At 68.8% G+C, this 13,061-nt stretch carries 16 protein-coding genes; 7 read left to right on the top strand and 9 right to left on the bottom strand.

Going from position 1 to position 13,061, the window contains the following annotated elements; all coding sequences use genetic code 11:
- A complete protein-coding gene (locus tag SNOV_RS00340; RefSeq protein ID WP_013164908.1) occupies positions 1-1,326 on the top strand; it encodes an MATE family efflux transporter in 1,326 nt (441 codons plus the stop codon).
- Here SNOV_RS00340 and SNOV_RS00335 read toward each other — a convergent pair.
- From SNOV_RS00335 to SNOV_RS00325, 3 genes are read right to left on the bottom strand one after another with little or no spacing between them, the layout of a single operon-like run.
- Positions 1,323-2,414, bottom strand: a complete 1,092-nt coding sequence (locus tag SNOV_RS00335) for a quinone-dependent dihydroorotate dehydrogenase (protein ID WP_013164907.1) — start codon at positions 2,412-2,414, stop codon at positions 1,323-1,325. The genes SNOV_RS00340 and SNOV_RS00335 overlap by 4 nt on opposite strands.
- A gap of 3 nt (positions 2,415-2,417) precedes the next feature.
- Positions 2,418-2,771 (bottom strand): DUF952 domain-containing protein, encoded by a 354-nt coding sequence (locus tag SNOV_RS00330; protein WP_013164906.1) that lies wholly within the window; start codon positions 2,769-2,771, stop codon positions 2,418-2,420.
- 40 nt (positions 2,772-2,811) lie between these two features.
- Positions 2,812-4,245 carry a pyridoxal phosphate-dependent decarboxylase family protein gene (locus tag SNOV_RS00325; RefSeq protein ID WP_013164905.1) on the bottom strand — a complete coding sequence of 478 codons (1,434 nt, stop codon included), beginning with the start codon at positions 4,243-4,245 and terminating at the stop codon, positions 2,812-2,814.
- A gap of 131 nt (positions 4,246-4,376) precedes the next feature.
- Between SNOV_RS00325 and SNOV_RS00320 the strand changes: the two genes are divergently transcribed.
- Positions 4,377-4,997 carry a S24 family peptidase gene (locus tag SNOV_RS00320; RefSeq protein WP_013164904.1) on the top strand — a complete coding sequence of 207 codons (621 nt, stop codon included), beginning with the start codon at positions 4,377-4,379 and terminating at the stop codon, positions 4,995-4,997.
- A 105-nt stretch (positions 4,998-5,102) separates the two neighbouring features.
- Here SNOV_RS00320 and SNOV_RS00315 read toward each other — a convergent pair whose 3' ends face one another.
- Positions 5,103-5,360, bottom strand: coding sequence for a YMGG-like glycine zipper-containing protein (locus tag SNOV_RS00315; RefSeq protein WP_013164903.1), 258 nt, complete (start codon positions 5,358-5,360; stop codon positions 5,103-5,105).
- Positions 5,361-5,580: 220 nt separating this feature from the next.
- On the opposite strand from SNOV_RS00315, the gene SNOV_RS00310 reads away from it, so the two are divergent.
- Positions 5,581-6,216, top strand: a complete 636-nt coding sequence (locus tag SNOV_RS00310) for a peroxiredoxin (RefSeq protein WP_013164902.1) — start codon at positions 5,581-5,583, stop codon at positions 6,214-6,216.
- Positions 6,217-6,348: 132 nt separating this feature from the next.
- Here SNOV_RS00310 and SNOV_RS00305 read toward each other — a convergent pair whose 3' ends face one another.
- The 3 genes from SNOV_RS00305 to def are packed head-to-tail and all read right to left on the bottom strand — an operon-like array spanning position 6,349 to position 8,306.
- Positions 6,349-6,798 carry a GNAT family N-acetyltransferase gene (locus SNOV_RS00305; RefSeq protein ID WP_013164901.1) on the bottom strand — a complete coding sequence of 150 codons (450 nt, stop codon included), beginning with the start codon at positions 6,796-6,798 and terminating at the stop codon, positions 6,349-6,351.
- On the bottom strand, positions 6,795-7,712 hold the full coding sequence (fmt, locus tag SNOV_RS00300) for a methionyl-tRNA formyltransferase (RefSeq protein WP_013164900.1): 918 nt from the start codon (positions 7,710-7,712) through the stop codon (positions 6,795-6,797). The genes SNOV_RS00305 and fmt overlap by 4 nt, the downstream gene beginning before the upstream one ends.
- A 45-nt stretch (positions 7,713-7,757) precedes the next feature.
- Positions 7,758-8,306 carry a peptide deformylase gene (gene def / locus SNOV_RS00295; protein ID WP_013164899.1) on the bottom strand — a complete coding sequence of 183 codons (549 nt, stop codon included), beginning with the start codon at positions 8,304-8,306 and terminating at the stop codon, positions 7,758-7,760.
- A gap of 111 nt (positions 8,307-8,417) precedes the next feature.
- Here def and SNOV_RS00290 point away from each other — a divergent pair, with 111 nt between their 5' ends.
- The 3 genes from SNOV_RS00290 to SNOV_RS00280 all read left to right on the top strand — a co-directional run bounded on the left by SNOV_RS00290 (position 8,418) and on the right by SNOV_RS00280 (position 11,157).
- Positions 8,418-9,614 carry a DNA recombination protein RmuC gene (locus tag SNOV_RS00290; protein WP_013164898.1) on the top strand — a complete coding sequence of 399 codons (1,197 nt, stop codon included), beginning with the start codon at positions 8,418-8,420 and terminating at the stop codon, positions 9,612-9,614.
- Between the two features lie 263 nt (positions 9,615-9,877).
- Positions 9,878-10,777 carry a LysR family transcriptional regulator gene (locus SNOV_RS00285; RefSeq protein WP_013164897.1) on the top strand — a complete coding sequence of 300 codons (900 nt, stop codon included), beginning with the start codon at positions 9,878-9,880 and terminating at the stop codon, positions 10,775-10,777.
- A gap of 200 nt (positions 10,778-10,977) precedes the next feature.
- Positions 10,978-11,157: a DUF1328 domain-containing protein gene (locus SNOV_RS00280; protein ID WP_013164896.1), complete on the top strand. Its 180-nt coding sequence runs from the start codon at positions 10,978-10,980 to the stop codon at positions 11,155-11,157.
- Between the two features lie 105 nt (positions 11,158-11,262).
- Here SNOV_RS00280 and SNOV_RS00275 read toward each other — a convergent pair whose 3' ends face one another.
- Both SNOV_RS00275 and SNOV_RS00270 read right to left on the bottom strand, forming a co-directional pair.
- Positions 11,263-11,814: a sigma-70 family RNA polymerase sigma factor gene (locus tag SNOV_RS00275; RefSeq protein ID WP_013164895.1), complete on the bottom strand. Its 552-nt coding sequence runs from the start codon at positions 11,812-11,814 to the stop codon at positions 11,263-11,265.
- Positions 11,811-12,050, bottom strand: coding sequence for a NepR family anti-sigma factor (locus tag SNOV_RS00270; protein ID WP_013164894.1), 240 nt, complete (start codon positions 12,048-12,050; stop codon positions 11,811-11,813). Before SNOV_RS00270 ends, SNOV_RS00275 begins: the two co-directional genes overlap by 4 nt.
- A gap of 205 nt (positions 12,051-12,255) precedes the next feature.
- On the opposite strand from SNOV_RS00270, the gene SNOV_RS00265 reads away from it, so the two are divergent.
- Positions 12,256-13,059 carry a response regulator gene (locus SNOV_RS00265; protein WP_013164893.1) on the top strand — a complete coding sequence of 268 codons (804 nt, stop codon included), beginning with the start codon at positions 12,256-12,258 and terminating at the stop codon, positions 13,057-13,059.
- The last annotated feature ends 2 nt before the right edge of the window (positions 13,060-13,061 follow it).

Here is a 13,061-nt window from a genome sequence, read left to right as displayed (position 1 = left end):
GTGGAGCTCGCGCTTCCCGGTCGGGTGGAGGTCACTTCCCGGCGCTTCCTCGCCATCGCCCTGCCGGCGACGCTGGCGCAGATGACGACGCCGCTGCTCGGGCTGGTGGCGACGGGCGCCATCGGCCGGCTCGGCGACGCGGTGCTGCTCGGCGCGGTGGCGGTCGGCGCGCTGCTGTTCGACTTCGTGTTCTGGATCTTCGGCTCGCTGCGCATGGGCACGGCGGGGCTGACCGCGCAGGCGCTCGGGCGCGGCGAGACGGTGGAGCTGCGCGCCGTGCTCATCCGCGCGCTGCTGATCTCCGCCGCCATCGGCATCGCCCTGATCCTCGTGCACCTGCCGCTCGCCCATGTCGCCTTCCTCGCCATGGGCGCCAGCGCGGGCGTGCACGAGGCGGCGGCGCTGTATTTCTCCGTGCGCATCCTCTCGGCGCCCTTTGCCATCGGCAATTTCGCCGTGCTCGGCTGGCTGGTCGGCATCGCCCGCACCGATATCGGCCTCGGCCTGCAGATCCTCATCGCCGGCGTGAACGCCGCCGCCACGGCGCTCCTCGTCCTCTACTGGGATTTCGGCATCGCCGGCGCCGCCGCCGCCAATGTGCTGGCCGAATTCGTCGGCATGCTGTTCGGCTTCGGGGCGGCCCTCCGCCTGCTCGGGCGCGACTGGCATGTGCCGTGGCGCACCGTGCTCGACCGGGCGCGGCTGATCGAGACGGTCGCGGTAAACAGCGACATCATGATCCGCACCGGCCTGCTCATGCTGGTGCTGGTGTTCTTCACCGCGCAGGGCGCACGGCAGGACGACGTGACGCTCGCCGCCAATGCCGTGCTCTACAACATGGTCATGGTGAGCGCGTTCTTCCTCGACGGCTTCGCCACCGCCGCCGAGCAGATCTGCGGCCAGAGCATCGGCGCGCAGGACCGGCCGGGCTTCCGCCGCGCCGTCCGCATGGTGCTGTTCTGGGGCTTCGGCTTCGCTGCGCCGGCGAGCCTTCTCCTGCTGTTCGGCGGCGGCGGGCTCATCGACCTGCTCTCCGCCAATCCGGAGGTGCGCCTCGTCGGCCGCGAATTCCTGCCACTGGCCGCCGCGACGCCCCTGCTCGGCGTCGCCGCCTTCGCCTATGACGGCATCTATTCCGGCTCGACCTGGGCACGCGACATGCGCAACCTGATGGTGCCGGCGGTCCTGCTGTTCTTCCTTGCCTGGTGGCTGACCCTGCCGCTGGGAAATACCGGACTGTGGCTCGCTTACCTCTCCTTCATGGCCGGGCGTGGCATATTCCTCGCCCTGCGCCTGCCCGCGCTGGAGCGGCGGACTTTCGCCTAGGCGCCCGGAAACGGCTCCGCCACCACCTGCCGCGCCCGCCGGCCGGTGATCTCGGCGAGTGTCGCGTGCTCCTTCGCCAGCCGGGCGAGGAGGCCAGCCTTGATGCGCGGCACCAGACCCAGCCCCTCATAGACCAGGCCGGAATAGAGCTGGATCAGGCTGGCGCCGGCCTCGATCTTGGCGAACGCCGTCTCGGCGCTGTCGATGCCGCCGACGCCGATGATCGGGAAGGCGCCGTCCGCGCGCACATAGGTCTCCGCCAGCATGCGGGTGGAGAGCGCAAAGAGCGGCCGGCCGGAGAGCCCGCCGGTCTCGCCCTTGTGCGGAGAACGCAGGCCGGGCGGGCGCGAGATGGTGGTGTTGGAAACGATCAGCCCGTCGACCCGGCGTCGGTGCGCCACCTCGACCACGCCGTCGAGATGGGGCAGCGCGAGATCGGGCGCGATCTTCAGGAGCAGCGGCACGCCCGGCGCATGGCGGTCGCGCGCCTCCACGCAGCGCGCGAGCAGGTCGTCGAGCGCGGTCTCCTCCTGCAGGTCGCGCAGGCCCGGCGTGTTGGGCGAGGAGACGTTGACGGTGAAATAGTCGCCGAGCCCGGCGAAGGCCTCGATGCCGGCGACGTAGTCGGCGGCGCGGTCCACCGTCTCCTTGTTCGCCCCGACATTCACCCCGACGATGCCCGCAGAGTTGCGGCTCTTGCCCTTGCGGGCGATGAGCCGCGCTTTCGCGGGGCCATGGCCGCCGGAATTGAAGCCGTAGCGGTTGATCACCGCGCGGTCCTCGGTGAGGCGGAAATTGCGCGGGCGCGGATTGCCCGACTGCGGGCGCGGCGTGATCGTGCCGACCTCGACGAAGCCGAAGCCGGCGCCGAGCATGGCGTCCGGCACCTCCGCCTCCTTGTCGAAGCCCGCCGCCAGTCCCACCGGGTTGGGGAAGCGCAGGCCGAAGGCCTCGACCTTCAGCCGCGCATCGTCGGGCTCGGGCGCGCGCGGCGGCAGGCAGGCGAGCGCGCGTATGGCGAGGCGGTGCGCGTTCTCCGGGTCCATCAGCCGGGCGAAGGGCAGAGCGAGGTCGAACAGCGCACTCATCGTTCAGCCCTCGAAGGCGGGGAAGAGGTGGCGGCCATGCGGGCCGAGCGGCAGTTCGCGCACCCACGCCACCGCCTGAAGATCGAGCGGGCCATAGAGGTGTGGGAACAGGTCGCCGCCGCGCGAGGGCTCGTAGCGCAGAAGCGCCGGATCAAGCCGCTCGGTGCGCACCGCCACCAAGAGGAGATCGTCCTGCCCGGCGAAATGCTTCGCCGCGGTCTCGGCGACCTGGGCGCTCGTGGAGAAATGGATGAAGCCGTCCGCCACGTCGACCGGCGCGCCCTCGAAGCGCCCGGCCGCTTCCGCCGCCTGCCAGAGCGCACGCGGCGCGATCTTATAGATGAGGCTGTCCGTCATCACCCGTCCGTCCGGCGCGCCTGTCGCGCCCGGCCTCCGCTTAGCCGCGCGCGGCCGAACTGGCAACGGAGCGCCAGCAGCGAATGATCGCCTCGGCGGAGAGGCGGATGTCCTCCTGCGTGGTCACGGCATTGCTGACGGAGATGCGCATCGCCCAGCGCCCGCGCCATTTCGCCCCGCCGGCGAAGCAGGTGCCCTCCGCCTGGATGGCGGAAATGGTCGCGAGGGTGAGTGCGTCGCCCGCCGCGTCGTCCGCCTCCGCGCCGAAGCGCAGCAGCACCTGATTGAGAACCACCTCGTTGAGCACGGCGATGCCGGGCTCGGCGCGCAGCAGCTCGGCCATCAGCCGGGCCTGCTCGCAATTGGCCGCGACCATCGCCGCGACGCCGGCACGGCCGAGATGGCGCAGCAGCGCCCAGGTGGCGAAACCGCGCGCGCGGCGCGACAGCTCGGGCACATAATGGGAGGGGTCGCGCTCGGTGCCACTCACCGGCGGCAGATAGCTCGCCGCGATCGTCATCGCCCGACGGTGCGCCTCGGCGTCGCGCACGATGGCGTAGCCGCAATCATAGGGAGTCTGCAGCCATTTATGACCGTCCGTCGCCCAGGAATCCGCCAGCTCGACGCCGGCCGCGAGGTCGGCCTTTTTCGGGCAGGCGCGCGCCCACAGACCGAAGGCGCCGTCGACATGCACCCAGGCGCCGCGCGCCTTGGCGAGCGGGACGATCGCCTCGTGCGGGTCGAAGGCGCCGGTGTTGATCTGCCCCGCCTGCGTCACGACGATGACGGGGCCGCTCTCCGGCAGCGCCCGTTCGAAGGCGTCTGCGCGCATGGCGCCCTGCGCGTCCGTGGCGACGCGAATGAGGTTTGAGCGGCCGAAGCCGAGATATTGCAGGGCGGAGAAGACGCTGGCATGGGCGTCGTCGCCGATGACCACGCGCACCGGCGGCGCGCCGGCGAGCCCGTCTTCCTCGACGTCCCAGCCGACGCGGCGCAGCACCTCGCCACGGGCGGCGGCGAGGCCGACGAAATTGGCCATGGTGGCACCGGTGACGAAGCCGACCGAAGCCTCCTCCGGCAGGCGCAGCACATCGAGCAGCCAACGCGCCGCCACAGTCTCGGCCGCCGCTGCCGCGGGGGCGGCGACATGGTTGGCGGCGTTCTGGCCCCAGGCGGCGGTCAGCCAGTCGGCGGCGAGGCCCACGGGATGCGAGCCGCCGATCACCCAGCCGAAGAAGCGCGGCCCGGTGGTCGCGCTCAAGCCCGGCCCGGCGCGGCGGACGAGATCGTCGAGCACCTCGCCCGCCGGCTCGCCCTCTTCGCTCAGCGCGCCGTCGAAGGCGACGACCGCCTCTTCATAGGTGAAGCTCGGCGCATGGCGGAGCGGATCGGCGGCGCGGAAGGCGCTCGCATGGCGCGCGGCGCTCGCCAGCAGTGCCCGGGTGGCTTCGCGCTCTTCGTTCTTGGCCAGCATGGCGCGACTCCTGCGTTGGTCGGGCGGGCATCCTAGGTGGCGCGGCCGGTCTGTCCAGAGGCGACTGGACTTCAACCGCGATAGGGTATAATTCCTATTTTGCTGATATAATTCCGATTCGCGGGACTCCCATGCTGACCCACGCCCAGATCTGGCGGGCCATCGACCAGTTGGCGGAGCGCCACGGGCTGAGCGCCTCCGCGCTCGCCAAGCGGGCGGGGCTGGACCCCACCACCTTCAACCGCTCCAAGCGCGAGCAGCCGGACGGGCGCGCGCGCTGGCCCTCCACCGAGAGCATCGCCAAGATCCTCGCCGCGACCGGCGCCAGCCTCGACGACTTCATGGCGCTGATCGGCGGCGGCACGCGGCGGGCCATCCCGCTCATCGGTTTCGCCCAAGCCGGCCGCGGCGGCTATTTCGACGATGCCGGCTTCCCGGTCGGTGGCGCCTGGGACGAGATCGAGTTTCCCAATGTCGGCGACGAGCATGCCTATGCGCTGGAGATCGCCGGCGATTCCATGCTGCCGCTCTACCGCGACGGCGACGTCGTCGTGGTCTCGCCGGCGGCGGCCACAAGGCGCGGCGACCGGGTGATCGTGAAGACCCGCGAGGGCGAGGTGATGGCCAAGGAGCTCAAGCGCCGCACCGCCAAGACGGTCGAATTGCGCTCGCTCAACCCCGAGCACGCCGACCGGGTGTTCCAGGAAGGCGAGATCGCCTGGATCGCCCGCGTGCTGTGGGCGAGCCAATAGCCGGATAGCGTGTCGCCCCCTATGCGAACGGCCCCGCATGGGGGCCGTCCTTCTTCCCTAGACTTGGTGTCATCCGGGACTGCCGCCCGGAAGTCCTTGCTGCCGTCAGCAGCGCACCGCTATGCGGCGGCCGTAGCGATCATAGGTGTAACAGTCTCCGGGCGAGGTCGCGGCACCGATCACGCCACCAGCCACGGCGCCGGCGCCCGCGCCCCACGCCGCGCCCGTTCCGCCGCCGGCGATGCCGCCGATCACCGCGCCGGTACCGGCACCGATCAGGGCACCGCCCGCCGTGCGCTGCTGCGTGGTGGTGCAGGCCGCGAGGCTGAGCGCGACGGCGGAAATAGCAACGATCCTGAGCATGATGTCCTCTCCAGAACTTGGCCGTACAGGTGCCCCTGATACGCGGCCTTGGCCCCGGCCCGACCCAGCGCACGGAAGGCGCGGCCTGACCCGCAGCAGTAACGCCCGCGCCCGCCGCGGGTTCCCTGCGTTACCTAAGTAGCGCAATCGCGCTTCCTCCGGCGAGGCTCACTCCCTATAATGACAGGGCTATTCTGTACTTAGCCAGCTAGAGGCATCCATGACCATCCGCCTTGGAGACGTCGTTCCCGATTTCGAAGCCGAGACCACCGAAGGTCCGATCCGCTTCCATGAGTGGCTTGGTAATTCCTGGGGCGTGCTGTTCTCGCATCCGAAGAACTTCACCCCCGTCTGCACCACCGAGCTCGGCCAGGTGGCGCGCCTCAAGCCCGAGTTCGACCGCCGCAACGTCAAGGTGATCGGCCTCTCCGTCGACCCGCTCGACGCCCATGCCAAATGGTCGGAGGACATCGCCGAGACGCAGGGCTACGCGCCGAACTTCCCGCTCATCGCCGATCAGGACCGCAAGGTCTCCGACCTCTACGACATGATCCACCCGAACGCCTCCGACACGATGACGGTGCGCTCGGTGTTCATCGTCGGGCCGGACAAGAAGCTGAAGCTCTCCCTCACCTATCCGGCGAGCGCGGGCCGCAACTTCGACGAGATCCTGCGGGTGATCGACTCGCTGCAGCTCACCGCCACCCACGCCGTCGCCACGCCGGCGAACTGGAAGAACGGCGACGACGTCATCATCGTCCCCTCCGTGAGCGACGAGGCGGCGAAGGAGAAGTTTCCCGAGGGGTGGAAGACGCTGAAGCCGTATCTGCGCGTCGTGCCGCAGCCGGGAAAGTGAGGCCGGCTTTTTGAGATCTGGCGGCGTGCCGCCAGAACACCGTCATCCCCGGGCTTGACCCGGGGATCCACGACTTTGGCGACCGAAGAAGGCGTCGTCGTTCGGCGGGACGTAGCCTCGCCGGCCCGCCGATCAGCAGCCCGTCATCTTCCGGTACTGCATGAACCCCGTGCGCTCGGCCACGGCGTTGTAGAGGCGCTGCGCCGTCGTGTTGGTCTCGTGCGTCAGCCAATAGACCTTCGGCGACCCCTTGGCCGCGGCATCGGCATGGACATGGTCGATCAGCGCGCGGCCGACGCCCTTGCCGCGCAGGCCGGGATCGACGAACAGGTCGTTGAGATAGCAGGAATTGCCCTCGCTCCAGGTCGAGCGGTGGAACAGCCAGTGGGCGAGGCCCACGGCGCGGCCGTCCTCGTCGAAGGCGAGCGCGCCATGCACCGGCTCGGCGGGATCGAGGAGGCGCTGCCAGGTGGTGCGCGTCACCGCCGCCGGCAGCTCGGCCTCGTAGAAGGTGAGATAGCCCTGCCAGAGCGGCAGCCAGACCGCATGATCGGCTTCCTCGACACGCCTTATCGTCGTCATGCCAGCACCGTTCCCCTGGTGAGTTCATTGCCGCGCAGGAAGTCGGCCGCGCCCATCGCCTTGCTGCCGGCCTTCTGCACCTCAGTGAGCCTCACCGCGCCGTCCGCACAGGCGATGGTGAGCTGGTCGTCGATCACTTCGCCCGGCCGACCCGCGCCGGCAACAAGCGTCGAGCGCAGCACCTTCACCCGCACGCCGTCGAACTCGAACCAGGCGCCGGGAAAGGGCGACAGCCCGCGAATATGGTCATGCACCTGCTTCGCCGGCTTCGACCAGTCGATGCGGGTCTCACCCTTGTCGATCTTGGCAGCGTAGGTGACGCCCGCTTCCGGCTGCGGCGTGAAATTCAGCGCCCCGCGCTCCAGCGCCGCCAGCGCACGGCCCATCAGATCGGCGCCGACGATCATCAGCCGGTCGTGCAGTTCGCCCGCCGTCATGTCCGCGCCGATGGCGACGCGCTCGACGAGGCCGACCGGGCCGGTATCCAGCCCGGCCTCCATCTTCATCACCGCGACGCCGCTCTCGGCATCCCCGGCCATGATGGCGCGCTGGATCGGCGCCGCGCCGCGCCAGCGCGGCAGCAGCGAGGCGTGGAGATTGAGACAGCCGAGCTTCGGCGCGTCGAGGATCATCTGGGGCAGGATGCGGCCATAGGCGACCACCACCGCGACATCCGCCTCATGGGCGGCGAAGGTCTCGGCCGCCTCTTCGGTACGCAATGTCGAGGGGGTGAGCACGGGCACGCCCAGCTTCTCCGCCGCGCGGTGCACCGGCGAGGGCACCAGCTCCAGCCCGCGCCGCCCGGAAGCCGCCGGCGCGCGCGTATAGGCCGCCACTACCTCGTGCCCGCTGCCGACGATTTCGGCGAGCGTCGAGACCGCGAAGTCGGGCGTGCCCATGAAGACGATGCGCATGAGAACTCCCGAAAGCGGCAGGCGGCGAAGCGAAGAGCGCCGGGATCAGACCCCGTCGCGCTCCTTCTCCTTGGCGATCTTGGTGAACTTCTTCATCACCCGGTCGCGCTTGAGCTTGGAGATGTGGTCGATGAACAGCACGCCGTTCAGGTGGTCGATCTCGTGCTGCACGCAGGTTGCGAGAAGGCCGTCGGCGTCGATCTCCTGCGTCTCGCCGTTGAGGTCCATGTAGCGGACCTTCACCCGCGCCGGCCGCTCGACATCGGCGTAATATTCCGGGATCGACAGGCAGCCTTCCGAATAGACCGAGATCTCCTCGGAAGAGGAGATGATCTCCGGGTTGATCAGCGCGATCGGATTCTTCTTCTCCTCCGCGCCTTCTTCCTCGCCTTCCTCGCGCCGGACGACGTCGACGGTGATGATGCGCTCGGGGATGCCGACCTGGACCGCCGCCAGCCCGATGCCGGGAGCGTCGTACATGGTCTCGAACATGTCCTCGACGATGGCGCGCACCCGCGCATCGACCCGCACGATGGGGTCGGAAATCAGCCGCAGCCGGGAATCGGGGATGATGACCAGGGGACGTATCGACATGCCGTTCAGATAAGCGCTGGCCTCGCGCGGGTCAACGGAGCGGACGCCCCGGCCTTTGGATATGTTCACTTTACGTTCGCGCCATTGCTCGAATCTGCTACAAGCGCAGCCATGGATCAGGTCCTCTTCGTCGTCGGCACGCATCCGGTGACGCTGGCGCAGGCGATTGCCGGCGCGGCGGCGCTCGGCTTCCTCCTGCTCGTGCTGGTTCTGCGCGCGGTCTCGCGCAATGCAAGGCAGAGCGCGCTGGAGGCCGACGAGCAGGCCCGCCGCGCCGATGAATTGGAGACCCGCCTCGTCGAACTCGCCCGCACCCAGGCCGAGACGGTCGGACGTGTGCAGTCCATGGCCGAGGTGCTCGCGCAACGCCAGGGCGAGCTCGCCCGCGCCGTCGCCGAGCGGCTCGACGCCACCACCCACCGCATGGGCGAGAGCCTCGCCCGCTCAGCCGAGGCGACGCACGAGAACCTCGCCAAGCTCAATGAGCGCCTCGCCCTCGTCGATCAGGCCCGTCTCAGCCTCGGCGAGCTCTCCGGCCAGGTGATGAGCCTGCGCGAGACGCTGGCGAACAAGCAGGCGCGCGGCGCCTTCGGCGAGGGGCGGCTGCAGGCGCTGGTTTCCGACGGCCTGCCGCGCGACAGCTTCGCCTTCCAGCACACGCTGGCGAATGGGCGGCGCGCCGACTGCGCCATCTTCCTGCCCGGCGACAAGCGCCCGCTGCTGGTCGATTCCAAGTTCCCGCTGGAGGCCGTCACCGCCTTCCGCGAGGCGCAGACCGACGACGCGCGCAAGCAGGCGCAGACCCGGCTCAAGGGCGATGTCGGCAAGCATGTGAAGGACATCGCCGAGCGCTACCTCGTCAGCGGCGAGACGCAGGACATCGCGCTGATGTTCGTGCCGTCCGAGTCGGTCTATGCCGAGCTGCACGAGCATTTCGACGAGGTGATCCAGCAGGCGTTCCGCGCCCGCGTCGTCATCGTGTCGCCCTCGCTGCTGATGCTGGCGGTGCAGGTGGTGCAGGCGATCTGCAAAGATGCGCGCATGCGCGAGCAGGCCGATCTCATCCGCGCCGAATGCGGCAAGCTGGTCGCGGACGTGATCCGCCTGCGCGACCGGGTCGGCAATCTGCAGAAGCATTTCGGCCAGGTGAACGAGGACGTGGCGCAGGCGCTGACCTCCGCCGACAAGATCGCCAAGCGCGGCGCCCGCATCGAGCAGTTGGAGTTCGAGGGCGAGGCGATCCCGGCGACCGAGCCGGAGCTGCCGGACACGCTCCCCATGCTCGGTCTCAGGGGTGCGGCGGAGTAGAGCCCCGCTCGCCATCTTCATCCGGCCTTTCACTCGCCGTCATCCCGGCCGAAGGCGAAGCCGCAGAGCCGGGATCGCGTGCCGCTTCTATTCGGATAACGATCCCGGATCGCCCTGCGGGCGTCCGGGATGACGATGTGGACGAGGCCCCACCCACGCGCCTCTTAGTCTCACATACCTCCAATTCGCAGGCGCGACGTTCTCTGATAGTCTGATAGAATCTTTCTATCGTACCCGCCTTACCGCGTCAGGAAGCGTCCCGCGTGATCGACCGTTTCGAACTTCTGCTCGCCCTCGCCAAGGAGCGCCATTTCGGCCGTGCCGCCGAGTCCTGCGGCGTCACCCAGCCCACCCTTTCCGCCGGCCTCAAGCAGCTCGAGGAGCAGCTCGGCGTGCGCCTCGTCGAGCGCGGCTCGCGCTTCATCGGCTTCACGCCGGAGGGCGAGCGGGCGCTGCAATGGGCGCGGCGGGTGATCGGCGACGTGCGCGCCATGCGGCAGGAGATCGCCGGCATGCGCAAGGGCCTCAGCGGCCATCTGCGCATCGCCGGCATCCCGACCGCCATGCCGATGCTCTCCGAGCTGACGACGCCCTTCCACGAGAAGCATGGCGACGTGCGCTTCACGCTGATGTCGGCCTCCTCCAACGAGGTGCTGCGGCTGATCGAGAATCTCGAGGCCGATGCCGGCGTCACCTATCTCGACAACGACCCGCTCGGCCGGGTGAAGACGGTGCCGCTCTATCAGGAAGGCTACCGCTTCCTCACCGCCGTCGACGCCCCGCTCGGCGACCGCGCCAAGGTGACGTGGGAGGAGATCGGCCAGGTGCCGCTCTGCCTGCTCACCCCCGACATGCAGAACCGCCGCATCGTCGACAAGCAGCTCACCGAGGCCGGCCACGCCGTGGTGCCGATGCTGGAGGCGAACTCGACGCTCGCTTTGCTCTCGCATGTGCGCACCGGCAAATGGGCGAGCGTCGTCGCCAACACGCTGGCCGACGTCTTCGCCTTCCCGGAGAATATCCGCTCGATCCCGATCGAGGGGCCGGAGGTGCTGCACCAGATGGGCCTCGTCGTGCTCGACCGCGAGCCGCTGACCCCCATCGTCACCGCGCTGATGGCGGAAGCCCGCGCCATCGCCCCGGAGCTCGCGGCGCGGATGTGAGGTCGCCACTCCTTCTCATCCATCGACGAACCTCATCCTTCGAGGCTCGCTGCGCTACCACCTCAGAACGGGGGAGCTCGGTGAGTTCTCGCGCACCGAAGCATCACCCCTCCCCCGCGGGAACCCTATGCCGGCTCAGCGGTTGTTCCGGCAACGCGGGCGCGCTCCGGGCGTGCCGCACCGTAGCAGTGGAGGCAACCATGCTGGGTTGGGCGCTCACCTTTCTCGTGATCGCGCTGATCGCAGCGGTGCTGGGTTTCGGCGGCATCGCCGGCACCGCCATCGAGATCGCCAAGATCATCTTCTTCGTCGCCATCATCCTGTTTCTGGTATCGGCCGTCGTGGGGTTGCTGCGCGGCCGCTCTGGCCCGGTTCCGTGAACCGGACCTCGCCGCTCACACCGGCGATGTAGGACGCCCCCGGGTCATACCGGGGGCGTTCTCGTTTGCGACGAGCGATAAGATTGATATCGGGAGAAGGGAGGCTCAGGCCCGCTCGGCGGCGAGCACGGCGCGGGTAGTCTTGTCGGGACCGAAATCCTCGACGTCCTCGATGGCGAGCAGTTCGCCCAGCCGCTTGCGCGCACGGTTGACGCGGCTCTTGATGGTGCCGACGGCGCACTGGCAGATGTCGGCCGCCTCTTCATAGGAGAAGCCCGAGGCACCCACCAGCACCAGCGCCTCGCGCTGGTCCGGCGGCAGTTTGTCCAGCGCCGTGCGGAAATCCTCGAAGTCGAGATGCGTCGCCTGATCCGGATTGGTGGTCAGCGTGGCCGCGAAGGCGCCATCGGAATCGGGCACCTCGCGCCGCCGCTTGCGATATTCCGAGCGGAACAGGTTGCGCAGGATGGTGAACAGCCAGGCCGGCAGGTTGGTGCCCGGCCGGAAGCTGGAAATGTTCGCGAAGGCGCGCAGGAGCGTCTCCTGCACCAGATCGTCGGCGCGGTCGACACTACCGCTGAGCGAAATGGCGAAGGCACGCAGGTTCGGTATCGCGGCGATGATTTCGTCGCGTAGCGCCGGGTCGAACTGGCTCACCGAGACCCTCCGTCCTCGGACGTCTTCGGTCCCGCATTCTTGTCGAGCTGCGACAGCAGGTCCATGAAACGATCCGGCACGCCCTGGCGCACCACATCGTCATACATGGCGCGCAGATGCTGGCCGATCTTGGCCTGTATGTCGCTCCCGAGCGCGGTCGTTCGGGCTCCCCGAATCGGAGTATGCGAGAGGGTGTCCGCAGTCGCGGACTGGCCCTCGGACTGATCGTCGTTCATAGTCTTCTTTCCCGACATTGAGCCCCCAAGAATATGAAGAGGTGAGGACGGCTCCGTCGCTTCATGCCCACTCATAACGGCCGGAGGGCGCGGCGGTTCCGGAACTGATGCGAATTTCGTCAGATTTTTTCAGCCTACTCTGGAACCGAATGATTCATGGGGCGTTAACGAGCGCTTCACCTATCGCAGCATCGGGGAGACGCGTGTGAGCACTTCTCAACTTGTCGCGCAGCACCTGCCGTTCCTGCGCCGCTATGCGCGTGCGCTCAGCGGCAGCCAGTCCGCGGGCGACGCTTATGTAACGGCGATGCTGGAGACCCTCATCGCCGATCCTGCCATCCTCGACCGTGACGCCGATCCCCGCGTTGCCCTCTATCGCCTCCTCACCCGCCTTTGGGACTCGGTGTCCCTGAACGCCAAGGTCGACCAGACGCCGGCGGCGATCCAGGGCGAGCACCGCCTCGGCCACATCACCCCGGTGGTCCGCCAGGCCTTCCTGCTGGTCTCGCTCGAAGGCTTCACCGAGGAGGACGCCGCGCAGGTCCTCGAGATCGATGTCCCGACCCTGCGCAACCTCGTCGAGGATGCCGGGCGCGAGCTGGCGGCGGAAATCGCCACCGACGTCCTGATCATCGAGGATGAGCCCTTCATCGCGCTGGACCTGGAAGGCCTCGTGGAGAGCCTCGGCCACCGCGTCACCGGCATCGCCCGCACCCATACCGAGGCGGTCGAGCTCGCCCGCCGCAAGGCGCCGGGCCTGATCCTTGCCGACATCCAGCTCGCCGACGGCTCCTCCGGCCTCGACGCCGTGAACGAGCTGATCGCCAAGGTCGAGGTGCCGGTGATCTTCATCACCGCCTATCCGGAACGCTTCCTCACCGGCGTGCGGCCGGAGCCGGCCTTCCTGATCGCCAAGCCCTTCCAGCCCTCGACGGTCGCCGCCGTCATCAGCCAGGCACTGTTCTTCGAGCGCCGGGCGCGTCCACGGGAGCAGCGCGCGACCGCCTGATC

The organism is Ancylobacter novellus DSM 506, assembly GCF_000092925.1.
In the GTDB taxonomy this organism is placed as follows: Bacteria; Pseudomonadota; Alphaproteobacteria; order Rhizobiales; family Xanthobacteraceae; genus Ancylobacter; species Ancylobacter novellus.
The sequence above is the reverse complement of the archived record's forward strand: the minus strand, read 5'-3'. Positions and strand labels throughout refer to the sequence as shown.